The organism is Chryseobacterium capnotolerans (assembly GCF_021278965.1).
Lineage (GTDB): Bacteria > Bacteroidota > Bacteroidia > Flavobacteriales > Weeksellaceae > Chryseobacterium > Chryseobacterium capnotolerans.
On sequence record NZ_CP065589.1, the window covers coordinates 848,599 to 871,728 of the forward strand.

The 23,130-nt window shown below is 34.7% G+C and carries 22 protein-coding genes and 1 riboswitch; of the genes, 7 read left to right on the forward strand and 15 right to left on the reverse strand.

All coding sequences use genetic code 11. The features are described 5' to 3' along the window. Window positions 1-15 precede the first annotated feature (15 nt). Window positions 16-567, reverse strand: a complete 552-nt coding sequence (locus H5J24_RS03995) for a putative glycolipid-binding domain-containing protein (RefSeq protein WP_068944295.1) — start codon at window positions 565-567, stop codon at window positions 16-18. A 52-nt stretch (window positions 568-619) separates the two neighbouring features. After that, the gene (locus H5J24_RS04000; RefSeq protein ID WP_068944294.1) at window positions 620-1,192 is read right to left on the reverse strand and encodes a Crp/Fnr family transcriptional regulator; all 573 of its coding nucleotides are present in this window, start codon (window positions 1,190-1,192) and stop codon (window positions 620-622) included. A 155-nt stretch (window positions 1,193-1,347) separates the two neighbouring features. Between H5J24_RS04000 and H5J24_RS04005 the strand changes: the two genes are divergently transcribed. Then, entirely contained in the window at window positions 1,348-2,688 is a 1,341-nt protein-coding gene (locus H5J24_RS04005; protein WP_068944293.1) for a M28 family metallopeptidase, read from the forward strand. Window positions 2,689-2,762: 74 nt separating this feature from the next. On the opposite strand, the gene H5J24_RS04010 is transcribed toward H5J24_RS04005, so the two are convergent. From H5J24_RS04010 to H5J24_RS04020, 3 genes are read right to left on the reverse strand one after another with little or no spacing between them, the layout of a single operon-like run. After that, entirely contained in the window at window positions 2,763-3,299 is a 537-nt protein-coding gene (locus H5J24_RS04010) for a GNAT family N-acetyltransferase (protein ID WP_068944292.1), read from the reverse strand. A gap of 11 nt (window positions 3,300-3,310) precedes the next feature. Next, the gene (locus H5J24_RS04015) at window positions 3,311-3,703 is read right to left on the reverse strand and encodes a VOC family protein (protein ID WP_068944291.1); all 393 of its coding nucleotides are present in this window, start codon (window positions 3,701-3,703) and stop codon (window positions 3,311-3,313) included. Window positions 3,704-3,743: 40 nt separating this feature from the next. Then, window positions 3,744-4,529 (reverse strand): hypothetical protein, encoded by a 786-nt coding sequence (locus tag H5J24_RS04020; RefSeq protein WP_068944290.1) that lies wholly within the window; start codon window positions 4,527-4,529, stop codon window positions 3,744-3,746. A 104-nt stretch (window positions 4,530-4,633) separates the two neighbouring features. On the opposite strand from H5J24_RS04020, the gene pafA reads away from it, so the two are divergent. Next, window positions 4,634-6,280, forward strand: a complete 1,647-nt coding sequence (gene pafA, locus H5J24_RS04025) for an alkaline phosphatase PafA (RefSeq protein ID WP_068944289.1) — start codon at window positions 4,634-4,636, stop codon at window positions 6,278-6,280. 62 nt (window positions 6,281-6,342) lie between these two features. On the opposite strand, the gene H5J24_RS04030 is transcribed toward pafA, so the two are convergent. Continuing rightward, window positions 6,343-7,473, reverse strand: coding sequence for a tetratricopeptide repeat protein (locus tag H5J24_RS04030; protein ID WP_068944288.1), 1,131 nt, complete (start codon window positions 7,471-7,473; stop codon window positions 6,343-6,345). Beyond that, entirely contained in the window at window positions 7,470-9,080 is a 1,611-nt protein-coding gene (locus H5J24_RS04035) for a helix-turn-helix domain-containing protein (protein ID WP_068944287.1), read from the reverse strand. Before H5J24_RS04035 ends, H5J24_RS04030 begins: the two co-directional genes overlap by 4 nt. Window positions 9,081-9,265: 185 nt before the next feature. Here H5J24_RS04035 and H5J24_RS04040 point away from each other — a divergent pair, with 185 nt between their 5' ends. The 4 genes from H5J24_RS04040 (at window position 9,266) to H5J24_RS04055 (ending at window position 13,953) form a co-directional block, all read left to right on the forward strand. Continuing rightward, entirely contained in the window at window positions 9,266-10,579 is a 1,314-nt protein-coding gene (locus H5J24_RS04040; RefSeq protein ID WP_068944286.1) for a T9SS type A sorting domain-containing protein, read from the forward strand. A gap of 251 nt (window positions 10,580-10,830) precedes the next feature. After that, window positions 10,831-11,008, forward strand: a riboswitch (cobalamin riboswitch). 32 nt (window positions 11,009-11,040) lie between these two features. Then, window positions 11,041-12,873 carry a TonB-dependent receptor plug domain-containing protein gene (locus H5J24_RS04045; protein ID WP_068944285.1) on the forward strand — a complete coding sequence of 611 codons (1,833 nt, stop codon included), beginning with the start codon at window positions 11,041-11,043 and terminating at the stop codon, window positions 12,871-12,873. A gap of 16 nt (window positions 12,874-12,889) precedes the next feature. Continuing rightward, window positions 12,890-13,774 (forward strand): DUF5074 domain-containing protein, encoded by an 885-nt coding sequence (locus H5J24_RS04050; protein ID WP_232816054.1) that lies wholly within the window; start codon window positions 12,890-12,892, stop codon window positions 13,772-13,774. After that, window positions 13,774-13,953 carry a hypothetical protein gene (locus tag H5J24_RS04055; RefSeq protein WP_232816055.1) on the forward strand — a complete coding sequence of 60 codons (180 nt, stop codon included), beginning with the start codon at window positions 13,774-13,776 and terminating at the stop codon, window positions 13,951-13,953. Before H5J24_RS04050 ends, H5J24_RS04055 begins: the two co-directional genes overlap by 1 nt. A gap of 160 nt (window positions 13,954-14,113) precedes the next feature. Here the strand turns inward: H5J24_RS04055 and H5J24_RS04060 are convergent, their stop codons facing one another. The 3 genes from H5J24_RS04060 to H5J24_RS04070 all read right to left on the reverse strand — a co-directional run bounded on the left by H5J24_RS04060 (window position 14,114) and on the right by H5J24_RS04070 (window position 16,571). Next, window positions 14,114-15,535: a CCA tRNA nucleotidyltransferase gene (locus tag H5J24_RS04060; RefSeq protein WP_068944283.1), complete on the reverse strand. Its 1,422-nt coding sequence runs from the start codon at window positions 15,533-15,535 to the stop codon at window positions 14,114-14,116. 34 nt (window positions 15,536-15,569) lie between these two features. Beyond that, window positions 15,570-15,914, reverse strand: coding sequence for a nuclear transport factor 2 family protein (locus H5J24_RS04065; protein WP_068944282.1), 345 nt, complete (start codon window positions 15,912-15,914; stop codon window positions 15,570-15,572). Between the two features lie 108 nt (window positions 15,915-16,022). After that, entirely contained in the window at window positions 16,023-16,571 is a 549-nt protein-coding gene (locus H5J24_RS04070; protein WP_068944281.1) for an L-threonylcarbamoyladenylate synthase, read from the reverse strand. 231 nt (window positions 16,572-16,802) lie between these two features. Here H5J24_RS04070 and H5J24_RS04075 point away from each other — a divergent pair, with 231 nt between their 5' ends. Continuing rightward, a complete protein-coding gene (locus H5J24_RS04075) occupies window positions 16,803-18,023 on the forward strand; it encodes an IS4 family transposase (protein ID WP_068939257.1) in 1,221 nt (406 codons plus the stop codon). Between the two features lie 192 nt (window positions 18,024-18,215). On the opposite strand, the gene H5J24_RS04080 is transcribed toward H5J24_RS04075, so the two are convergent. The 5 genes from H5J24_RS04080 to H5J24_RS04100 form a co-directional block, all read right to left on the reverse strand. After that, complete coding sequence (locus H5J24_RS04080; protein ID WP_068944280.1) at window positions 18,216-18,728, reverse strand: DinB family protein; 513 nt, start codon at window positions 18,726-18,728, stop codon at window positions 18,216-18,218. 77 nt (window positions 18,729-18,805) lie between these two features. Further along, window positions 18,806-19,252 carry a GNAT family N-acetyltransferase gene (locus H5J24_RS04085; protein ID WP_068944279.1) on the reverse strand — a complete coding sequence of 149 codons (447 nt, stop codon included), beginning with the start codon at window positions 19,250-19,252 and terminating at the stop codon, window positions 18,806-18,808. 69 nt (window positions 19,253-19,321) lie between these two features. After that, the gene (locus tag H5J24_RS04090) at window positions 19,322-20,461 is read right to left on the reverse strand and encodes a cystathionine gamma-synthase (protein ID WP_068944278.1); all 1,140 of its coding nucleotides are present in this window, start codon (window positions 20,459-20,461) and stop codon (window positions 19,322-19,324) included. Between the two features lie 114 nt (window positions 20,462-20,575). Beyond that, window positions 20,576-20,899: a gliding motility protein GldC gene (gene gldC, locus H5J24_RS04095; protein ID WP_068944277.1), complete on the reverse strand. Its 324-nt coding sequence runs from the start codon at window positions 20,897-20,899 to the stop codon at window positions 20,576-20,578. A 24-nt stretch (window positions 20,900-20,923) separates the two neighbouring features. Further along, the gene (locus H5J24_RS04100; RefSeq protein ID WP_068945177.1) at window positions 20,924-23,125 is read right to left on the reverse strand and encodes a thioredoxin-like domain-containing protein; all 2,202 of its coding nucleotides are present in this window, start codon (window positions 23,123-23,125) and stop codon (window positions 20,924-20,926) included. Window positions 23,126-23,130: the final 5 nt, after the last annotated feature.

A 23,130-nucleotide genomic window follows, 5' to 3' on the forward strand; every position in this document is an offset into this window, starting at 1 on the left:
GAATGGAACAGCGTTTTAAATTTCAGCAATTTTATCAAATAACCCGGGATAATTAACCACCAAACCATTCTCATCAACTAAAATATCAGATTTAAAGTCAGTCTGAAGATTGTTATAATGATAGGTATAAGTAGCAATTCTGGTATATTGCTGGGTAACAGGTTTGATGAGGTTATTCAGAACATCAATATAAATGACTTTGATTTGCTGAGTATCATTTTCAGCCAACTTTAGATTGTTGATGGGTAAAGTATTGGTAAAAGGAGTTAAAGAAATATCAATGAAGGGAAAACCATTAAAATCAGGATTGATTACATTGTTTATTTCCCATTCATTCTGCAGCTTTCTACCGGTTAATTTATTTTTGATTGTGTTAACCTCAGATTCAATGATAAACTCAAAGATATTCCAGTTAAGATCGATGATTAGCTGATAATCTACAGTATACATTTTGTCTTCATAGAAACCAATTATTTTTGATTCTACGATCAGGTTCTTGTCATTTTCTGTAAGGTTGAAATATTCCAGGGATTGAAAAGCAATTCCTTTCCAGATTAATGTTTTCATTTTGGTTTGGATATGATGTTATTGTTTTGATTCTTTGGGTAAGAAACTTCAGTTACTGTGAAATTCGCCGTTTCCTGATTCTGCTTAAAGTTTCTCTTGCGACACCAAGGAGTGATGCCAGTTGGATAAGAGGAACCCGTTGTACCATTTCAGGATATTTTTTTTCAAGATATTCCAATCTCTCCTGAGCCGAATACAGTTTGAACAGGTTGGCGAATTCCTCCTGTTTAGTTGCAAATTGACGGATGCAGTGACGCCCCAGAGATTCTATTTCAATATATTGTTGTGCAATTGTAAAGAGTATTTCTTTATTAAAGACAACAACATGTAATTCTTCACAAGCCATCATATTGAATTCCGAAGGTTTTCCACTGCCAAAACTACTTATATTGGTAGCAATTTCATTTTCAAAAAAGAAATCAGTATTTTTTGTAATGCCATCTATTTCATAATAAGATTTACAGTATCCTTTATCAATGTAGAATAAAGATTTACATATTTCACCTTCTCTCAGCATCACTTCATTCTTCTTGTATCGTTTTTCAGAAAGAGCTGGCTGAAGTAATGTCCAGCTTTCATCAGAAAATGGGGTAAGAGAACGGATGTAGGTAAGGAGATTTTTCATGGTAAATCTTTGGAAAAGAAATAAGATCTTTCAAAGATGCATATTTTTTATCAAATATTCCGGTCATTGGCTTTTGTAATTAAGTTGTTAATTCCCTTTTTTCGTAAATTTATTAATTCAAAATAAGCTGTAAAAGATTAATTGATAGCCCTATTATGAAAAAACTGATATTCACTTTGTTCTTTATCCCCGTTGTATCTCACGCCCAGCAAACGGTTCAACAGGATCCTGAAATCATCAATTATGTTTCACAGGTAAGTACAGACTCTCTGAAAAGCCATATCAATTCCTTGGTGAGTTTTGGTACGAGGCATACCATGAGTTCCACTACAGACCCTAAAAGAGGAATAGGTGCCGCGAGAAAATGGGTCCTTAAAAAGTTCAGTGACTATTCAAAAAATGCTGGCGATAGAATGGAAGTTTTTCTTCAGAGTCAAACCATTCAGCCGGATGGTAAAAGAATTGACCGTCCTACCGATTTAGGAAATGCTATTGCTATTATCCATGGCACAAATCCTAATGATAAAAGAGTATTTATGATGAGTGGGCATCTGGATTCAAGGGTAAGTGATGTGATGAACTTCAAAGACAATGCTCCGGGGGCTAATGATGATGGAAGCGGGGTAGCAGCATTGATTGAAAGTGCAAGAATATTAAGTAAATCTAAATTTTCTGCCAGTATTGTATTGGTTGCTTTTTCCGGAGAAGAACAGGGTTTGTTGGGATCAAAGATGCTGGCTGAGAAAGTAGCTAATGAAGCTTGGCAACTTGAAGCCTTGCTAAATAATGATATGATTTCCAATAATCTCAGCAGTGATACAAATTTGATTAATACCCATCAGTTGAGAGTTTTCTCCGAAGGACTGCCTCAATATGAACTGGATAAAAAAGCACAGGATATCAGGAAATTCGGATTAGAAAATGATGGAGAACCAAGACAGCTGGCAAGATATATTAAAGAAATAGGGGAGCGGTATGTGGATAATCTTCAGGTCAAATTAATTTACAGAAACGACCGTTTTTTGAGAGGCGGAGACCATACACCATTCGTTGAAAAAGGATTTTCTGCTGTACGGCTGACGGAATTTAACGAGAACTTCGATCATCAGCACCAAGATATCAGAAAAGAAAATGGAGTGCAGTATGGAGACTTACCGGAATTTATGGATTTTGACTATTTTAAAAAGAATGTAGGCGTGAATATTGCGGTTCTGGCCAACCTGGCAAAGTCACCTTCAAAACCTGAAAATGTGAAAATAGAAGTCACCAAACTTACCAACTTTACAGATCTTTCCTGGGAAAAACCCAAATCGGGAGATATAACGGGATATTATGTTTTGATGCGTGAAACAGATGCTTCTACATGGCAGAAAAAACTCTTTACCAAAGAAACTTTGATGAAGCTGCCTTATTCTAAAGACAATTATTTTTTTGCTGTACAAGCTGTAAATGCTTCAGGAAACGAAAGCCTGATCGTTTTACCAAAAGTTAAATAAAAGAACAGAAATTTAGCTTTTATCATTAACCCGGTATCCATTGGCTTTAGCCAAAACCTAAAATATTCACTGGTTTATTCTACATCCAATGTCATAAAAAGAGCAATTTCATCAGATTGGTCATATAATCTCGTATTCAATCCGGTAATATTGAATCCCATTCTTCTGTAAAACTGTATGGCAGGATAATTTGTGTTCTGGGTCTCCAGTTCAATCACCCGGCAGTTTAGTTTTCTTGCTTCTTTGATGGCATTTTTAATCAGCATGATTCCCAGCCCTTGTCTTCTGTACTTTTCATTAACCAGAATGTTTTCAATGTAAAAACTATTGTTCCAGGTTCTGTGTTCACAAATGATCCAGCCTTGAAGTTCATTCTCTGCAAATACTCCGAAAGAGGAATCTTTTTCAATAATCATATTAAGTTCATCAATATCATCGGAACCGGTTTCCCAGATTTTAGTGTAAGATAATTTTTTCTCTCTCAGAGTAAACTCAAAGTTACTGCTAAGCTCTATTGAAGAAACAGAGTAAATAATATCAGTAGAATATCCATTTTGACCCCATTTTATGCTAGGATTGGAAGTTAGTTTTTGTAATTTTTTTATTTCCACAGAAGAATGTTTTATTGAATTTCAGTACAGATCTCTACAAGATAATTATTGGGATCTTTAATGTAAGCCGTCTTTTGTCCCCAAGGTTTTACGGTAATCTTCTCATACAGAATTGCTCCATTTTTAACTGCTTTTTCTACCAAATTCTCTACATCGTCTGTCACAAATCCAAGTTCAATTCCGAAAGGTTTTTCTTCAGCTTGTGAAAGGAGGAATCCTTTTTTAATATTAGAGCTGGCCAATTCAACAGAGGCGAAAGATAGGGTGGTTTCTCCTGTAATCAATTCACCATAATCTTTTTCCGGAGTGATGAATTTGATCTCAGCATTAAACGTATTTTTGTAGAAATTCATCGCTGATTCCACATTTTCTACATATAGAATGACATATTTAAACTTAATCATAACTATGATATTTAAAGGTGTTTTTTGAATTAAATCTGTTTTATTTTTTATTTAAAATATATTCTTCATCTACCATCAATTCAACGTAAGGACCATTTTGAGGATAATATTTTACCCCTTCCAAATGACCAAAATGAATAGGATGTTTTTTAGTAAGCTGTCTGACCTTATTTCCAAACGAGCTGAGATTGACTGTTTGAATTGAGTCTCCTTTCTGACGGCCATTCGAAAAGAAAAGCATCAGATTACAATGACTGTTAAAGTCATGATCATTATAATAGAATACATTGATGTTTTCTTCCCGGCAGATAGAACCCAGATCATTGATGAAAATTTTTTTATCTGCTAAAGGAAGGTTGCAGTCAATTCTTATAGAAAGGTTTTCAGCATTATTCTTTTTAAAATCTGAACCTACAATCTGTATAAAACGATGCTCATTATTTTCAAATTGGTCTCTTTCTGCATGATAAGTTTTAGTAGAAAGTGATTTAAATGGAATGCTGGAATCCAATAATAAAGCATTTTCACAAATCAAAAGGTCTTCTATCTCAAGAGCAAACTGAAAATAAAAATCAAAAAGCATATGATCTCCAATACTGATGATAAGCTGGTTTTCACTGATGTTAAGATGTAAAAAAGTTTTTTTAAACCTGGCTTTCAATGATTCCAATTTTTTGATAAGATCATCCATATGATCAACCTGAACTCTTGCTGCTAATTCTGCTTCATTATCCGCATGTCCGCCATATCCCTCAAAAAAATTAAAAAATTTGAAATGATACAAGTTTTCGGGAAATTTAAAGTACCAGTATACTCCGAGAATCATGATGAATTTTTGTTGAGAATTGAATAAATATCAAATTTAAATAAAATTTCACGTTCTAAGACATTCAAAACCCCTAAATTTGTGAACAATAAAATTTTACTTGGATGCTTAGGAACATTTCAATTGCGGCAGCTACTTTCTTGTCCGTAGTTACAATTAATGCGCAGAAGAACAGAAATTCTCAACTTGAAAGACCTAAATTGGTCGTAGGGCTGGTAGTAGACCAGATGCGTTGGGACTATTTATACCGTTTTTATAATAAATATGGCAATGACGGTTTCAAAAGACTTTTGAATACAGGATATTCTTTAAATAACGTACATATTCCTTATGTTCCTACCATTACAGCTCTAGGACATACTTGTATCTACACCGGATCTGTACCTGCAATTCACGGAATTGCCGGAAACGACTGGACAGATAAAGAAACAGGGAAAGGAGTATATTGTACTGCCGATGATAGTGTTCAGCCGGTAGGTACAACCAATACAAAGACAGGAAGCCATTCTCCTAAAAACCTGTGGTCTACGACAGTAACTGATGAGTTGAGACTGGCAACGAACTTTCAGGGAAAAGTAATCGGAGTTTCTTTAAAAGACAGAGCTTCTATTCTTCCTGCAGGTCACACACCAAACGGAGCTTTTTGGTTTGACGACAGCACCGGGAATTTCATCACTAGCACATGGTATATGAATGATCTTCCTCAGTGGGTGAAATCATTTAACTCACAGAATTTACCAGAAAAATTGGTAGCTAACGGTTGGAATACTTTACTTCCGATTAATCAATATACGGAAAGCGCACCAGACAATTCTCCTTGGGAAGGACTATTAGGAAGCGCAAAAACACCTACATTCCCTTACAATGATCTTGCAAAAGATTATCAGACCAAAAAAGACAACATCCGTTATACACCTTTCGGAAATACGTTGACCTTGAAATTGGCTGAAGCTTCTGTAGAAGGTGAAAAATTGGGTGGTGATGCCATTACAGACTTTTTAGCGATCAACCTGGCTTCTACAGATTATGCCGGACATAAATTCGGTCCAAACTCTATTGAAGTGGAAGATGTTTATATCAGATTAGATCAGGATTTAGCACAATTCTTCAACTACCTGGATTCTAAAGTAGGAAAAGGAGAGTATACTGTTTTCCTTTCTGCTGATCACGGTGGAGCACATTCTGTAGGATTCTTAAAAGAGCATAAAATCCCAACTGGTTTCTTTGGAGAAGGCGCTGAAAAGAATCTTAACCAAAAGTTGAAAGATAAATTCGGAGCGGATAAATTAATCAACGCCATAGATAACTATCAGATTTATTTTGACAGAAAAGTATTGGCAGACAGCAAACTTGAATTGGATGATGTAAGAAACTTCGCAGTTAAAGAGTTAGAAAAAGATCCTACTGTATTATATGCAGTTTCTGTAGATAGAGTGGCTGAATCAAGCATTCCGGAACCTATTAAACAAAGAATTATCAACGGAATTAACAGGCAGAGAAGTGGTGATATCCAATTAATCTCTCACGATTCTATGCTTCCTCCATATTCTAAAACAGGAACTACCCACAGTGTATGGAATTCTTATGATTCACATATTCCATTGATTTTTATGGGCTGGGGAGTGAAGCAGGGAGAAAGCAATAAAGCTTATCATATGACAGATATTGCTCCTACTGTTTCTTCATTACTGAAAATTCAGTTCCCAAGTGGAAGTGTTGGAAATCCAATTACTGAAGTTATGGGTAAATAAGCTGAATAACATATACACAAAAAAAACATTCCATTTTGGAATGTTTTTTTTGTGCACATAAATTATGGAGTGTGTATGATCTGTTGGATCTCTTTTTGAAAGTTTTTATTCTGTTTTGTGATTCTTACAATAAAATATAGTAAAATAGGGATAAGAATGCTGGCGATCACAAAAGACAGAATATTCATATAATAATACTGAGATTTCAGTTTTTGGCTTTTTACAGACGTTTCTTTGTTGTGATTATCTATGACTTGGTTGATGGATGACAGCTCGTTTTGCTTTCTCTTAAATTTCATTTCAAAGTATTTCTTATTGTACAGCTGGTATTGGTCCTGCTGTCCCATAGCGAGGTAGTTATTGGCCATCTCATTGTAAATTCCTTCATTCAAAATAATATCACCTGTATTTTTACTAAGATTTTCAGCCTTTATCAAAAGATTGATGGCGGTTTGATTCTCATGTTTTTGTTTATATACTTCAGACATTCCTTTTAGTGCGAATGCCTCCAGGCTTTTGGCATTATTTCGCTGGGCACAATCTGTTGACTGCAAAAATGCCTGTTGGGCCTTATCAATTTGATTGAGATTAAGATAACAATAGCCAATATTGTAATACACCACACTCATATTAGAATAAGTAGTTTTCTTTGCCGGCACTTTTTCAAAGTTTTCTATAGAGATCAAAAACTTTTCCAGGGCTATGTCAGGATTGGACTGGCTTTTATAAATCATTCCTTTTATGGCATAGATTGTGGCTGTTTCTATATATTTTTCGGGAGTTTTTTCAGGGATTTTGGCCAGATATTGATCTGCTTCATTCAATGTTTCAAGGCTTTTGCTGAAAAGCTCCATTTGCTGATACTGTATCGCTACGGAAACAAGTACACTTACCTGGCTTTTCGCATCATTTGTTTTTTGTGAAAGTTCTTTGGCCTTTAAAATATATTTAAGAGATTCTTCAAAATTTCTTTTAGCAACATTGGCCGTGGAAAGAAGCATATAGATCTCAATAGAGGTTTTGAGGCTATTGTCTTTTTTCAGAAGTTGTTTTCCAATGCGGATGGCCTTCTCCGGATTATCATAGATTTCCAATTTAGCTTTTTTCAACAGGGAAGCATCTGTAGTGCTTTGACCGTTTATAACAATAAAGGACAAAAGGAATAATGAGAAAATTTTTAATCTTAGTTTCATGATACTTTACTTTTACTGATTTCCTGGATGTAAGCGTTAGGAGACATTCCGGTAATAGATTTAAAAACAGTGGTAAAGGCACTATGTGAAGAAAAGCCCGAGTACTCTGCAAGATAGCTTACTTTATAGTTAAGAAAAGTAGGGTTTGTTCTTAGCAGTTGAGCAATATGATTGATCCTTAGTTTATTAATATATCCATTGAAATTTTTTTCTTTATTATTATTGATAACTTCCGAAAGGTATTTGGTGTTGATCTCCAACTGAGCTGAAAGCATTGATAATGACATGTTTTTGTTCAGATACCGGTCAGACTGTTCAAATTTCTCAAGCTTTTGAAGGATTTCTTCCTCTTTTTCCTTAGAAATTTTATTGGGATTTCTTTCTGGATCAGAAATGTTTTTAGGTAAGATGGTGGCAGGAGGGACAGTTTGTTTTTGCTGATAATTCTGTTTTTCAAAGAAGTCAAATTGCTTTTTCAAATCTTTATTTTTGCTTTTAATAATTAAAAAATAGATGAATAAGGCAATGATGATTGCAGATAAAATCAACGTGAAAGTCCAGTAAGATTTTAAATAAGTCTGTTTTTCAAATTCAAGGGTTTTATTTTGATTGGTTTCCACCAGTTTTACAATGTATCGTATTCCTTCTTTTGTATTGGAATCCGTTTTGGTTTTTAAATCATTATAATATTTGTTGTATTGATGATATTTTACATCATCATGGAGGGCAAAATAAGTTCGGGACAATGACTCGTAAATCTTAATCTTTATATTGTTAAAAGGAAGATCTTCAATTAATAACAATCCTAGTTCCAGTTTTTGAATTGAAGTTTTATAATCCTGCTGTAGAAAATAGTATCGGGAAAGATTTTCATAAGCTAAACTGAGTAAAAATGGTTGATTTTGCTGTTTTTCAAGGTCAGAAATTACATTTTCTATCAGTTTTTTATATTCGGCCAGCTTATTTTGTTTCATTAAATAAGAGGAACGGAAAATATTGTTCTCTGCTGTAATGATTCTATTCTCTTGATTATCATTGTTGGTATATTGATCACTTTTGTCAAGATTTTTTAATGCATTGGAATAGTCTCTGTTAATTCCCAGATTCAAAGCTTGAAGCTGATAGAGCTTGGCGGTAGTGATTCTTAATTTGGGATCATTGCTTTTCAGAATCTTCTGCTCTGATAAAAGATGAGCAATTATTTTTTTCGATTGATTATACAATCCCAGGTTTTGATATTGGTCTGCAAGATTATAATCCCCAAAGATCTGCATAAAATAAGAGAGCTCCTGACTTTGACCTGGATTTTCTTTCTGAGAAAAACTATTGACTGACTGCATATAATCTCCCTTCATGGCAAAAGCCTGTGAAATAATGTTCTGAAGTACAATCTTATGCTCTATATCCTGATCACTTACCAAAAGTCCCTGAGTATAACTAATACAGTCATCAGGATTTTGATACAGTTTCTGAAATGCTTTATCAGCAATAATAGTAAAATCAGGACCAGACTGTCCATTGATAACAAGGAAGCATAATGTAAAGATCAGCAGAGAAATTCTTCTACTGTTTTTAACCATTTTTCTGAATAACCATTTATTTTTCATGTTCTTCTCAACAACTTGCCTGAAAAGCTGTTTACAAAATAGAATTATTTAAGTGTTTGATTATTAATTTTTTAAAGTTTTAATTCTTTCGAAATTCACGAATTGTGAAAGTCTATTTCTTTTGGTTGGGTAAATATAATGTTAATATTGTTTCTGTTGATTTTAAATATTAAATATAATAATATATGAAAAATTTTTACAAAGTGTCAATAAAAATGATTGTTGCTTGTTTCTTTTTGAATATTGGTGTGGCAAAAGCTCAACTTACGGTAATGGGACTCGGGAATTATAATGTAGGAGCAGTGTCTGATAAAGGGATAGTAAGTATGCATACCAGCGGCGGTGGTATATATATGTGGACATCCAATACTGGAATTGTACAGATAGGATCCATCTCAAACGGGTATCCGGCTGCGGGAAAAACTGTAGTTTCTAACGATGGAAATACAATTGCATCATCAATTACGAATGCATCAACAGGCTTTAATGAAATTTCAATTTATGATGTACTTACCTCAACATGGACAAACAAAGGCGGCCTTGTTCCTACCGGTTGGGACGGAAGTGTGAGCTCCACATGGGGAATGTCTCCCAATGGAAACACTATTGTAGGCCTAGGCTGGCTTACTGCAGCAAATGCCCATGCTGTAAAATGGGATCAGACAAACGGAGTGGTAGACCTGGGAAGTATGGTAAGCGGAAGAAGCTCAAGAGCGAATGCCATAAGTGCAGATGGTGCTGTGGTAGTAGGATGGCAGGACGAACCCACAGGAACCAGAAGTGGTGCAAAATGGATAGATGGGGTGGAAAGTTTCATTACAGATAGCAACGGAAATAATGTAGGAGAAGCAGGAGCAGTTTCTGCTGATGGAAATACAATAATTGGTTCAGCAAACCCGAACCCATATGTTTGGAAAGCAGCTACCGGAGTGACTTATATTACACATCCCAATGCTTCATTCTCTTTTAAAGGAGGGGCCACCGGTGTTTCCGGAGATGGAACAAAGGTTATTGGATTTTACAGGGCATTTGGAGCACCGCCGATGTCGGGAGAAGGTTTTATCTGGACAGAAACAGATGGCCGTGTTAACCTTAATGACTATGCAACAAGCTTAGGAATTAATACCAATGGAGTAACTATGGGACTTCCTTTGGCGATTTCTCAGGATGGGAAAAAAATAGCAGGAACGGGAATGAATGCTTCGAATCAAATGGTGGCATTTTATCTTGATCTTACAGAATATTTATCAGTGAGTGATGTTTCAAAAGATAAAAATACAATGGGGATTTATCCTAATCCGGTAGCTGATATTTTATATATAAAAGAAACAGTAAATATCGAAAAAGCAGAAATTTATAATATGGTAGGGCAAAAAGTAAAATCGTATACAGCTGTGGAACATCAGATTGATGTATCATCTTTGCCAAAAGGGAATTATATCGTACAGCTTTCAGAGAAAGGAGGCAAGCAGCAGAATTACAAATTCATTAAGAAATAAAATTCAGCAAATTTTAATAATAGTTATATCATTGAACGGCTGTTTTCAATAGCGAAAGCAGCTGTTTTTTTATGAATCATTGAAGAGGGATGTTGGAAATTTTATCAGAGTATGCACACGATAAAAGAGATAGTTTTTAAAGGGGATTACTATCGCTATTTTGTTGATATATATACTTTACTACTTTTCAACTCCTATCTTCTTTGTTTTCAGCTACAACATCCATTTTTTGTCTAATACATTTAAAAAGCTATCTTTGCAAAAATTTTGGTTTCCAGTATATTGGAATGAAAAGGGAATTGGGTGTAACTCCCAAACTGTCCCCGCAACTGTAGATCGCAATACCAATTTCTGTACTCAGCCACTGTATAAAAACGGGAAGGCACAGAAAGCGAAAGTCAGGAGACCTGCCAGAATAATAATCAAAAAACATATTGCTTTCGGTGGAAAAGTAGAAGGATATGGATATAAAAAGATCTCTGGTATTGTTTCTCTCATCTTATGGCTGCTTTCTTTTCGGACAGGAGAAAGCTGTAGATACTATTTATATATTTGACAGCCAGATGAATAAGGTGAAACAATTTCACCCTGTGAAAATTATTCATATTGAAGATGTAGAGAAAAACTCTGGCAATCTTTCAGAACTATTAAGGTTTCAATCTTCCATCTATATTAAGGAAAACGGACGTGGTGGAACAGCTTCACCATCATTTAGAGGAACTACCGCTCAACAGACTTCTTTTGTATGGAATGGAATTAGTATTAATTCTAATTTTCTGGGCCAGGGAGATGTAAACAATATTTCTCTTTTTGGATATGACCAAATCGGAATAAAAGCAGGTGGCGGAAGCGTTACTTATGGTTCCGGAGCTATTGGCGGAAGTATTCATTTGGATAATAGTCTTAGTTTTAATCAAGGTTTTCATGGAACCTTGTTTTCTGAAGCCGGATCTTTTAATACCCATAATAATTTTATTAAAGGTTCTTACAGTAATGATAAATTCAGCTTTAAAGCTTCCGGAAATTATTCTATCAGTGAGAATGCCTACGAGGTGAGTAAAGAACCCCGAAATTATATCAACCTTAACGGTGAGTATTACAATACAAATTTTAATATTTCAGCTGCTTACAAATTAGCTCCACACCATCAGATTTCATGGATTTCAGAGTTCTATAACGGGCAGCAGCATTTTCCAATTCTTTTTGAAACAGAAACAAAAACTAAATATCAGACTCAAAATGTAAGAAGTCTGGTTTCCTGGGATTGGAATAAAATCAGATTTAATAACTCTTTTAAAGCAGCTTATACAGAAGAAAATTTTCAATATTTTAATGATATAGACAGACCTAAATTAAGTAGTGGGACAGGAAAAAATTATATTCTAAAGAACGACTTCAATTATTTTCTTACCTCAAAGTGGAACTTCAATATTATTGGAGAATACCAGCTGAATAAAGGGGAAGGTTATGGATCCGGAATAGATCATATAAGCCGGAATATGGGTTCTGTGGCAGGATTAATAAGATATTTTCCTACCCCTGATTTGCGTCTTGAAGCCGGAATAAGACAGGATTTTGTGGGAGTGACTAAGTCGCCTCTTTTATTTTCTTTTTCAGGAAAATGGAATGCTTTAAGTTGGTATAATCTAGGTTTAAGCGTTTCGAGGAATTTCAGAGCTCCTTCTTTCAATGATTTGTATTGGAGACCTGGAGGAAATAAAGATCTAAAACCGGAAACTTCTTATCAGTTTGAATTGAGAAATCAGTTTAAAGCCGGAGATTTTAAAGCCTCACTGCTTCCTTATTATATGGATATCAGAGATATGATACGCTGGATTCCTAATTCATTAGGAATTTATACTCCTGTAAATACAGCTCATGTGAGGTCTTATGGAGTAGAAGCTCAGGCGGAGTTTACTAAAAAATTTGGAAATCACCTTTTACACACTGGTTTAGGATATGCGTACACCAATTCTCAGGATCTGGAACAGAAAAAACAACTGATGTATGTACCGTTCCATAAGTTTACCGGAAATATTGATTATCAGTACGAATTCATAAAGATATATGTTCAGGGATTGTTTACCGGACTTACTTACACAGATTCCAACGAAAAGAAAAGTGAGGCGCTGAAAGAATATTTTATAATGAACGCCGGAGTAAGTGCAACATTATTGAAAAATTATACTTTGGGTTTTAAAATCAATAATATTTTCAATCAGACTTATTATACCATGTTTGCTTATCCGCTGCCTGGAAGAAATTACAGTGTTAATTTAAATATCAACTTTTAAAAAAAATTTAATATATATGAATATCAAAAGAATTTTACCTCTTGCGTTTGCTTCAATGTTACTTTTTAATGTTTCATGTAGCAGTGATAATGATGTTGAAACAATAGAAACGAAAGTGAACTATACAAACGGAATACTTGTTTCTAATGAAGGAGGTTTTACAAAACCTACTTCTGACGTTACTTTTATTAGTAACAATCTGGGAACAGTTTATAATAATATTTATGCTAACAATAATAAAGGTGAAGCTTTTGGAAAAGTGCTTCAAACTATAGGCTTTAGTGGAGATAAAGCATATCTTGTTGCGAATATTCCTAACAAAATTGATATTGTCAACAGAACGACCTTTAAATTACAAACTACAGTAACGGAGAATCTTGATAATCCAAGATATATTGCATTTTCTGGAAGTAAATATTTTGTAACGAATAATAACTTTTCCGGTAAAAAGAAATTAAATGCTTATAATATTTCAGATAATACTTATGTTGGAAGCATAGAATTTCCTCGTTTAGCTGAGAAAGTGGTAGAAGCTGAAGGTAATATTATTGTACAGACCGATGGGGTAGGCTATGATGCTAGTTTTACTCAAGAACTTCCAACTGGGTATACGATCACTGTTGTAAACCCTTCTACAATGGTTAATCCTACCACAATTACATTACCTGCAAAAGGAATTATCAAAGATCTTATTGCTTATGAGGGAATTGCTTACGTATTAGTTGCTGATAAAGTAGATTCATACATTTATGAAATTAATTCCAAAACAGGAAGCTACACTACCACTACGCTTACCAGCATTCCTAATGTACAGAAATTGAGAGCTTATAATAATGAATTCTATTTTATTACCGATACCAAAAAATATATGAGAAGCCTATTGCTACAGGAGCTCCAATAATGCCTCTTGCAACAGCTACCGGGAATGTGTATGGGTTTGATGTTATTGATGGAAAGATATTTGCTGCGGAAGCAAACTTTACTACAGATGGTAAAGTGAATGTTTACGATGCATTAAGTGGTACTCTATTAAAAACCTTTACAGCGGGTGTTGGAACAAACGGGTTCTATAAAAACTAAAAATTGCGCTTCGGCGTATATAATATAATTTTTTATTTTTTCATCATTTGTGTTTTTTCCGGGCGGGTTCTTAGAACCCGCCCGGCTTTGATATATACCTCTTTAAAAACGTAAAAAAGCTGGATTACTCATCCAGCTTTACTTTTCTATATCGTGAAAATTAGTTTATTTTTAATCCCAGTTTTTCTGCTTCAGCAATCACAAATTTTGTTGCTTCTTCCTTTTCATTTGGGATTTCACCTTCAAGGATAGCTTCTTTTACTTTTTCCTTTAAAATACCGATTTCTCGGCCTGGCTGAAGGTTAAACATTTCCATAATTTCTTCTCCGGTAATAGGAGGCTGGAAATTTCTTACCTGATCTTTTTCTTCAACCTCTTTGATCTTCACTGCTACATATTCAAAATTTTTCTTGAATTTTTCCTGCTTTTTAGAGTTTTTAGTCGTAATGTCTGCCTTGCAAAGAGTAAACAGTTCTTCAAGGTCTTCTCCGGCATCAAATAAAAGCCTCCTTAATGCAGAATCTGAAGCATCATCCGTAATCAGGGCAATAGGTCTGGAAGAAAGTTTAACCATCTTCTGAACATATTTCATATCGCTTCCTAATGGCAGTTTTAATCTCTGAAAAAGCGTTTTTACCATCTTAGAACCTAAAAATTCATGTCCATGGAATGTCCATCCTGTACCTTCAACAAATTTTTTGGTAGGCGCTTTTCCTATATCATGAAGTAATGCAGCCCAACGCAGCCAAAGGTTATCGGTATTCACAGAAATATTATCCACTACCTCCAGGGTGTGATAGAAATTATCTTTGTGGGTTTGTCCTTCTACTTCTTCCACTCCTTTAAGTTCGATCAATTCAGGAATAACAAGCTTTAAAAGCCCTGTTTGTTCCATTAATTTTAATCCTACAGAAGGTTTTTCAGAAAGCATGATTTTGTTGAATTCTACCATGATTCTTTCCATAGAAACAATCTTGATTCTTTCCGCTTCCTGCCTGATAGCTTCTAAAGAATTCTCTTCAATCGTGAAGTTTAAAGTAGAGGCAAATCGTACCGCTCTCATCATTCTCAATGGATCATCAGAATAGGTTTGGGCAGGCTCTAGTGGGGTTCTTAAAATTTCTTTTTCCAGATCTTCAACCCCGTTGAACGGATCGATGAGTTCTCCAAAATTGTCTTTATTCAGAGAAATGGCCATCGCATTGATTGTGAAATCTCTCCTTTTCTGATCGTCTTCTAAAGTTCCGCCTTCTACTTCGGGCTTTCGGCTGTTTTCGGTATAGCTTTCCTTTCTGGCACCTACAAATTCCAGTTCAAGATCCTTATATTTAATCATCGCGGTTCCATAGGTTTTGAATACGGAAACTTTTAATTTGGGATCAATGTCCTGAGCTACATTCTGAGCCAGTTCAATACCGCTTTGTTCCGTCACAAAATCTATATCGGTAGATGCTTTTCTCTTCATCAGAAGATCACGAACATATCCACCGACAATATATACCGACTGGTTATTCCTTTCTGCGGCTTCAGAAATTATTTTAAAAAGTTTTAAATTCTTATTTTGAGTAAGATTAATTTTCATCGTTTATAATAGCGTCAATTAACAATGCCGGCCATTAGTCATAATGAGCGTACATTCTATTTATTTTTCCCTCTTCATTAAAAAACATAACTTCTACAGCATGTTTATCCATGATGGACTTATAAAATAATGCTACAGAATCTACTCCTGCTGTGGAATGAATCAGATCAAAATGCAGATCCGGAAACTTGTCCAATGCCTTTCTCCAGTATTCACGAACGGCTTCTTTACCTTTTAAAGAACTTTCCTTTCCTCCGGCAGCCATTGCAATCATAGGAGTTGTAATTTCAATATCATCAGAATAATGGGTGAGGATATCCTCTAAATCATGAGAGTTCCAGGTGTTTACCCACATTTTAGCGAATTCTTGATGATGCATAGCATGTATTTTATGAGTTGGATTTTGCAAAGATAGAATTAAAAAAAAGAAATCCTGCCGATATGAACTGACAAGACTCTAAAAAATAAGCAGATTACTACAGAATTTTTATTCTCTAAGGACTTTTATTCTGTTATCATTCCATATTTTGATCACCGAAGATCCTGAATATTTGGAAACTTTATCTCTGTCTTCCTCCACAGCATAATCCACAAGATTAATAATTTCCGAAGAAATATCTGAGAATTTCAACGGGCTTTTATCACCACTGAAATTAGCAGAAGTAGAAACTAAAGGCTTATTCAGCTTCGTGATTAATTTTTTACAAAAATCATTTTTTACCAATCTGATTCCGATGCTGCCATCTTCGGCTAGTAATTCTTTAGGTAATCCTCTTGGATTTTCATAAACAATAGTTACCGGTTTTTCACTTAAATCAATAATTTCCCAAGCCATTTCGGGAACATCCACCAAATCCTGAAGCCTTTTTTCAGATTCTACCAGAATAATCATGGATTTGTTTTTTTCACGTTTTTTGATATCAAAAATCTTATTGACAGCCTCTATATTGGTCGCGTCACAGCCAATTCCCCAAATGGTATCAGTAGGATATAGAATAGTTCCGCCGGATTTTAATATTTCAATAATAGGTTCCATATTTTTATTACATTCAAAATAAGGGATAAAGGTAAAAAATATATGAATTTTAGACAAAAAATGAGAGTAAAAAGGATTGTGTATTGATGTGTTTTTAGGTTTTGGCTAAAGCCAATGGATGATTTATAAAATTAAAGATGGGCTGAAGCCTAGTGATGGTCGGAAGATTTTTTCTTCCGATTTTCATTTTGGGTTACTTAAGTTTTATCTTTGATAAGTATACTTATTAATATGTCCATTTTTAGCGAGCACAAAATTTCAGTTTCCCAGTTGTTAAGCTTTATTCCTGAAGCCCTCTTATCTCATCTTTCAGCCAATACCAAAGTAGATCATTATTCTAAAGTACTTCAAGGCAGAAAGATGTTTTATCTTCTGTTATTTGCCATTACCAGCAATGAAAAATTAAGCCAGCGAACACTGGAAGACACATTTAAAGATCCTGTATTTAAGGCTTTATTCAATCTTGATGAAACTGAAACTGTAAGACGCAGTTCTATTTCTGAGAGGCTTTCAAAAATCGATTCAAGATACTTTAAAGAAATCTACGATTGTATCTATAATATGTTCTGTGATTCCTATAACCCGGCAGAAAGAGAAAAATATGATCTAATCAGAACAGATAGCACTGTTATTGGTGAAGCAGCTGGAAAATTAAAGGAAGGCATTGCTCAAAACGGAGGTAAGAAATTTATTAAGTATAGTGTCTTATTTGATGGGCTGCTTCCTTGCGGAGTTGAAATTTACAATACTCCTAAATACTGTGCAGAAGATAATGCTCTTTCTGAAGCTGTATTGCAACATGTGAAAAGAGAAAAAGAACATGCCAATATTTATATTATAGATAAAGGATTGGGTTCTGCCCAAAGAATGAAAGAATTTGATGATAAAGGGGTGTTTTTTGTTATAAGATCTAAAGAAAATAGAAAACATGAAGAAATAAAGTCTTTTATTGAAAAAGATCAGAATATCGACTTAGGAGAAATTGTACTCATAAAAGATAGTTTAGTAAAGTTATATTCGTCAAAACCTGTCCCAACTCAAAAAGGGAAAACTTATAATAAGGAGGAGCAAATTGAAACACATTTCAGATTGGTTGTAGTAAGCAGCAAACAGCAACCTGAAAAAGAATTTTGGTTTCTAACCAATGACTTTCAAATCTCTGCAAAAGATATTGCGGATTATTATCGGAAAAGATGGGACATTGAAGTGTTTTTTAGATTTCTAAAACAGGAACTTCATGCTAGTCATCTTCTTTCACTCAATAAAAATGGTATAGAAGTAATGATTTACATGACTCTTATTACAGCTATGCTCATTCTCATCTATAAAAAAGCAAATAATATAGGATATAAAACAGCCAAAAGAAGATTTGCTATGGAGATAAGGAACCTTGCCATATCTATATTAATAATAGGGGCAGGGGGAAATCCTGATAAAGTTTTTAAAACTTAAAATAAAATGGTCGGATATTCTTCCGACCACCACTAGGCTGAAGCCCATCTCTATTGATGTTCAATACGTGTAAATTACAAATGTATTATTACGAATGAATAGAAAATATATTTTAAAATAATCTGTGTAGTATTTTATTCAATTCAATAGGAATGGGGTTTAGCCCATTTAACAATTTATCATTTTATTACATTACATCCATCCCAATTTCGGCAAATATCTTTCCTCAATAATATTCAGGTGGTGGTAATTATGTCCGATAATCAATTTTCCTATGGTTTCCACTGAGATTTCATGACCGTTAGCTGTACCGATATTTTGTAGAGCTGCCGGATTCATTGTTTCTAGTAGAATCTGAGACGACTTTCTTACCAATTTATATTCTTCTAGTAAAGATTCTGTGGATCTTTCATTGGCAAAAGACTGCTCTGCATATTCATTTTCATCAAATCCTGGAAGATTGTTTTTATCACCTCTTGCAAAAGCTAAGATTCTGTATTGAAAAACTCTTTCTGTATCAGATAAGTGAAGGAGCAATCCTTTTAAGGTCCATTTACCTTCAGCGTATGCAAATTTTGATTGTTCTTCAGTAAGATTAGAGTAAATTCCTACTGTTTTCTCTTCTGATATTTTTAATTCAGCCAGCCAATCTCCCGATGGGATCTGGTCTAAATATCTTTGAATGTATTTTTGAAAATCTGTCATAGTTTTAGAATTTAACAATTTAGCAGTCTAACCATGTAACAATCATTGGTAAACTGTTAAACTGATGCATTGTTATATTATTTATTTGTCCACTCGTAAAAGTTCACAGAATCATAGCGTTCAAAACCACAGACAGGATACAATTGGTTACCTACATCATTGCCTTTTCCTGTTTCAAGCAGGATCCCGCAGGCGTTGGAAGCTTTGCATAATTCTTTTGCTTTTTCAATAAGTTCTTTGGAGTAGCCTTTTCCTCTGTGGTGAGCATTGACATACAGATCATTCAGCAGCCAATAGCGCTGCATTCTTGTGGAAGAAAATATAGGGTATAATTGTACAAAACCAGTTAGGATACCATTTTCTTCTGCTACAAAAATTTCAGAGTCTTTATTTTCAATTCTTTCCCGGAGAAAATCTGAAGCGGCAGGAATATCGGATGACTTATGATAGAATATTCTGTATTGATCGAACAATTCAGCCAGTTGAGGTAAATCTGCAACGATTGCTTTTCTTGTATTTTTCATGGGTATTTGGTGATGGTAATAAAAATGAGAAAGATAGTAAATCCTTCTCATTTTATTTTTGTTAATGTCTTAAGAAAAAGCTTTTTCCAGATCTGCAATAAGGTCTTCAGCATCTTCAATTCCAACGCTTAAACGTACAAGGTCATCTGTGATTCCCAATTCAGCACGTTTTTCAGCCGGGATAGAAGCGTGAGTCATTAATGCTGGGTGATTTGCTAAAGATTCCACACCTCCTAAAGATTCAGCTAATGTAAATACTCTTACTTTTTCAAGGAATTTGATTGCGTCTTCTTTCTTTCCGGATTTAAATGTGAATGAAACCATTCCTCCAGATTCCTTCATTTGAGATTTTGCCAGCTCATATTGAGGGTGAGATTCTAATCCTGGATAAATTACTTTATCTACAGCAGGATGAGTTTCAAGATATTTTGCTACTGCAAGACCATTGTCAGAATGTCTCTGCATTCTTAACGCCAGTGTTTTAATTCCTCTTAGTACAAGATAAGAATCGTGAGGGCCTAAAATACCACCACTTGCAAACTGAATAAAGTGAAGTTTTTCACCCAATTCTGCATCTTTAGCAATAAGTGCTCCTGCGATTACATCAGAGTGTCCTCCTAAATATTTGGTGGCAGAGTGCATTACGATATCAGCTCCCAGATCAATAGGTCTTTGAATATAAGGAGTGGCAAAAGTATTGTCAACAGCTACTAAGATATCTTTTCCTTTAGCAATGTCTACTACAGCTTTGATGTCTACAAGCTTCATCAAAGGGTTCGTGGGAGTTTCAACCCAGATTAGTTTGGTCTTATCTGTAATAACATCTGCAATTTTAGAAACGTCATCAAAATTCACAAATGTGAACTTCAGCTGATATTTTTCAAAAAGTCTTGTGAACATTCTGTAAGTTCCTCCATAAAGATCATCTACCGCGATGACCTCATCATCAGGATTTAATAACTTCAAAACGCAGTCGATAGCAGCAAGCCCGGAACCGAAAGCTAAACCTCTCGCTCCGTTTTCAATACTCGCTAAAGAATCTTCTAATGCCTGTCTTGTTGGATTAGCGGCTCTTGAATATTCATATCCGGAATGTACTCCGGGACTTTTCTGTGCAAACGTAGAGGTTAAAAATACAGGAACATTTACAGATCCTGTTGCAGACTCATGATGCTGCCCTCCGTGAATTACTTTGGTATTAAAATTCATATTTATATAATTTGATAATTTAAAATGAGGTAATTTGAAAATTAAACTGATGCTGTTACAAATATCAGTCCTTTTATTTTCAGGTTCTCAAATTATCTCACCTTCAAATTGTTTTTACTTTATAGCTGATTTTATAGCAAATTCTTCAGCAATTTCTTCCATCCACTGTGCTACATCCTCTTCACCAGTTGCTCTCTGGTAAGTACTTCCTAAAGAAACTAAAATCTGGTGGATAAACATCTTCATCTGGTCTACAGGCATTTCTTTGGTCCAAAGATCAATTCTTAAAGCTTCCCTAGTTTTATCATCCCATACAGAGATCATGGTAGCCTTTGTTTCTTCTTTTTCGATCCCGCCATCCTGAGCATTCCATGTGATGTTTTCCGGAACGTGGTTTTCATCTAACTCTACATCTATCGTAATCTGAGTTTTTCTCATATCAATCTAAAATTTTTAGCAAAGTTAATACTTCTTCAGCTTATCCAAAATTTCTACGAAATTATCTTCATCAGGAAATGGAGCATTAAAGTTAAAAATTTTACCTTCCGGATCTATGATAATAAATCTTGGAATAGACTGGATCTTGTATTTATTCATAAATTGTTGTGCATTTACCAACCAAAACTGAGGAAGATTGGATGTTTTTGTTTTTAAATAATTAGTCCATTTTGATTGGTTTTCATCGAGGCTGATAGAAATAAACTGAATATTATCATAATATCTGTATTGATGGCTCCTCGTTTCAAACACGGGACGGATCTGTTTACAAGGTCCACACCAGGTTGCCCAGAAGTCAATGACTACATATTTACCTTTATATTTAGAAAGTTTTTGAGCGATCCCTTTATCCGTAAGAAGGCTAAGATCAGGAAATAAGGCTCCTTTCTGAGAGCTGTTTATCCGGTCAAGTTTTGAATATAGATCCTGCTTGTAATCTATATTACCTATTTTGTTGATTTCAGTATTGAATATTTTGTTTCTTGTAATGCTGTCAGTTTGTAGTTCTATAGTCTTAGCTAAGTGTTTAGACAACAGCTGATCTTTCGAAATTCCTTTAGGCATCTGATCGATCTTCACAAAAAGAATACTGTCGGGATTGGAAATTTGATCTTTATCAGACAATAACTGATCCAGTTTATATTGCAGGTAATTATCATTTTTACTCAATAGAGCACTTGGTTTCTGAATATTTTCATTTAATTCCTTAAGAAAATATGCAGGCGGAGCAAATTTTGCATCAGTTAGTGAAGTCATTTTTCTGTAATTATTGATTTCATTCAGATATTCAATAGACATAAGTTCTCTTCTGTACCTTTTGTACTCTTCGGATAGCGCATTGTTTTCAGGATCAGCAAATACATTCAGGATTCTTTTATTTTCTTTCCAGTCAGATTCGGCCAAGTCATAAAATTTTGCAGGATCATTGACGTAATTCTGTTTTTCCAAAGCAGATTCAAACTCATAGCCAAAAGCACTTTCATTGTTGCTGTATGCCTGATCTGCTTTTCTGTTAGACCGTAAATAAGAGATCCGTTTTGTATTGTTCAACTGGATATTAAAATCAAACCAATCACCACTTGCCATAATGAAGTTGACTTTTTTATTCCCGATTTCAAGGATATATTCATCCAGTGGGATGGGGTGGGTTGTCACCCAATTGAACGTATTGTTTTGGACGGCTGCAGCTCCTATCTTTTTGTGAAAATCTTTAGAATAGATCCTCACAGAGTCTATTTTAATATCAGTTTCCAATTTTCCTCTGATAACAACTCCGGCTCCATCACTCTGATAGGGCTTTGGTTTCTGGAAAATATAAAGCAACCCTGAACCAATGATTAATGCCGCAGCAGAAACCAGAATCTGTTTTTTGTTTTTAAGAAAAGCATTTTTAAATCCTTTTTTACTATACCAAAAATAGCCTAGAGTAAGAAAAATAATCATCCAGAAAAGGCTCATATACTCGGAGTGAGAAATGAAACTGTTCAGTCCTTTTATTTCCGGAGCGTTCCAGAAAGTGTATAGAGAACTATAGGGGTTGAAGAAAAAAGACTGCTTCTGTACAAGAGACGTAATATTGGAAGCCACTCCCAATGAACCGATGAGAAATGACCAGATGAAGCCTTGAAATGCTACAGAAACACAAAGCTGAAGTGCCGCGATTCCTAAGATGGTTGCCCAGATTCTGATAAAGGTTTTTGTCATCCAGGCAGCATCAACAGTAAGAAGTTTTGCAGGATCAGGATGAATAAAATAATCTATTAAAGCTAAAATAATATTAAACCCAAAATAAGAAGCAATACATAATGTACAAAGGAATATCAAGATGATATACTTTGATAAATACAGCTGAAGCCTGCTTACTGGCTGAGTTTCCATTAGCTGCCATCCATTGTTTTTATGATCAGTCTGGGCAATCCTGTTGGAAGCAATAATCACAAACAAAAGTAATATGAAAAATGTGAAATATTTAATAGCTTCACCACCTATAGCTTTTTCAAATATAGAATAGCTCAGCATTTCATCTATGATGATATTCTTTTTGAAAAAGTCAGGAACAAAACTAAGCAGAGGAATTAATGCCCCTAGAATAAGAGCGATATAAGTGAGTCCTAATCCTTTTGTTTTTAGCCATTCTGTACCAATGGCTGTTATTAATTTTTTCATCTGTG

What these genes read in the sequence shown, in the direction of transcription:
- H5J24_RS03995 (WP_068944295.1), bottom strand. Translation starts at nt 567, where the DNA reads ATGAAAACATTAATCTGGAAAGGAATTGCTTTTCAATCCCTGGAATAT.
- H5J24_RS04000 (WP_068944294.1), bottom strand. Translation starts at nt 1,192, where the DNA reads ATGAAAAATCTCCTTACCTACATCCGTTCTCTTACCCCATTTTCTGAT.
- H5J24_RS04005 (WP_068944293.1), top strand. Translation starts at nt 1,348, where the DNA reads ATGAAAAAACTGATATTCACTTTGTTCTTTATCCCCGTTGTATCTCAC.
- H5J24_RS04015 (WP_068944291.1), bottom strand. Translation starts at nt 3,703, where the DNA reads ATGATTAAGTTTAAATATGTCATTCTATATGTAGAAAATGTGGAATCA.
- H5J24_RS04020 (WP_068944290.1), bottom strand. Translation starts at nt 4,529, where the DNA reads ATGATTCTCGGAGTATACTGGTACTTTAAATTTCCCGAAAACTTGTAT.
- pafA (WP_068944289.1), top strand. Translation starts at nt 4,634, where the DNA reads ATGCTTAGGAACATTTCAATTGCGGCAGCTACTTTCTTGTCCGTAGTT.
- H5J24_RS04030 (WP_068944288.1), bottom strand. Translation starts at nt 7,473, where the DNA reads ATGAAACTAAGATTAAAAATTTTCTCATTATTCCTTTTGTCCTTTATT.
- H5J24_RS04035 (WP_068944287.1), bottom strand. Translation starts at nt 9,080, where the DNA reads ATGAAAAATAAATGGTTATTCAGAAAAATGGTTAAAAACAGTAGAAGA.
- H5J24_RS04040 (WP_068944286.1), top strand. Translation starts at nt 9,266, where the DNA reads ATGAAAAATTTTTACAAAGTGTCAATAAAAATGATTGTTGCTTGTTTC.
- H5J24_RS04045 (WP_068944285.1), top strand. Translation starts at nt 11,041, where the DNA reads ATGGATATAAAAAGATCTCTGGTATTGTTTCTCTCATCTTATGGCTGC.
- H5J24_RS04050 (WP_232816054.1), top strand. Translation starts at nt 12,890, where the DNA reads ATGAATATCAAAAGAATTTTACCTCTTGCGTTTGCTTCAATGTTACTT.
- H5J24_RS04055 (WP_232816055.1), top strand. Translation starts at nt 13,774, where the DNA reads ATGCCTCTTGCAACAGCTACCGGGAATGTGTATGGGTTTGATGTTATT.
- H5J24_RS04060 (WP_068944283.1), bottom strand. Translation starts at nt 15,535, where the DNA reads ATGAAAATTAATCTTACTCAAAATAAGAATTTAAAACTTTTTAAAATA.
- H5J24_RS04065 (WP_068944282.1), bottom strand. Translation starts at nt 15,914, where the DNA reads ATGCATCATCAAGAATTCGCTAAAATGTGGGTAAACACCTGGAACTCT.
- H5J24_RS04070 (WP_068944281.1), bottom strand. Translation starts at nt 16,571, where the DNA reads ATGGAACCTATTATTGAAATATTAAAATCCGGCGGAACTATTCTATAT.
- H5J24_RS04075 (WP_068939257.1), top strand. Translation starts at nt 16,803, where the DNA reads ATGTCCATTTTTAGCGAGCACAAAATTTCAGTTTCCCAGTTGTTAAGC.
- H5J24_RS04080 (WP_068944280.1), bottom strand. Translation starts at nt 18,728, where the DNA reads ATGACAGATTTTCAAAAATACATTCAAAGATATTTAGACCAGATCCCA.
- H5J24_RS04085 (WP_068944279.1), bottom strand. Translation starts at nt 19,252, where the DNA reads ATGAAAAATACAAGAAAAGCAATCGTTGCAGATTTACCTCAACTGGCT.
- H5J24_RS04090 (WP_068944278.1), bottom strand. Translation starts at nt 20,461, where the DNA reads ATGAATTTTAATACCAAAGTAATTCACGGAGGGCAGCATCATGAGTCT.
- gldC (WP_068944277.1), bottom strand. Translation starts at nt 20,899, where the DNA reads ATGAGAAAAACTCAGATTACGATAGATGTAGAGTTAGATGAAAACCAC.
- H5J24_RS04100 (WP_068945177.1), bottom strand. Translation starts at nt 23,125, where the DNA reads ATGAAAAAATTAATAACAGCCATTGGTACAGAATGGCTAAAAACAAAA.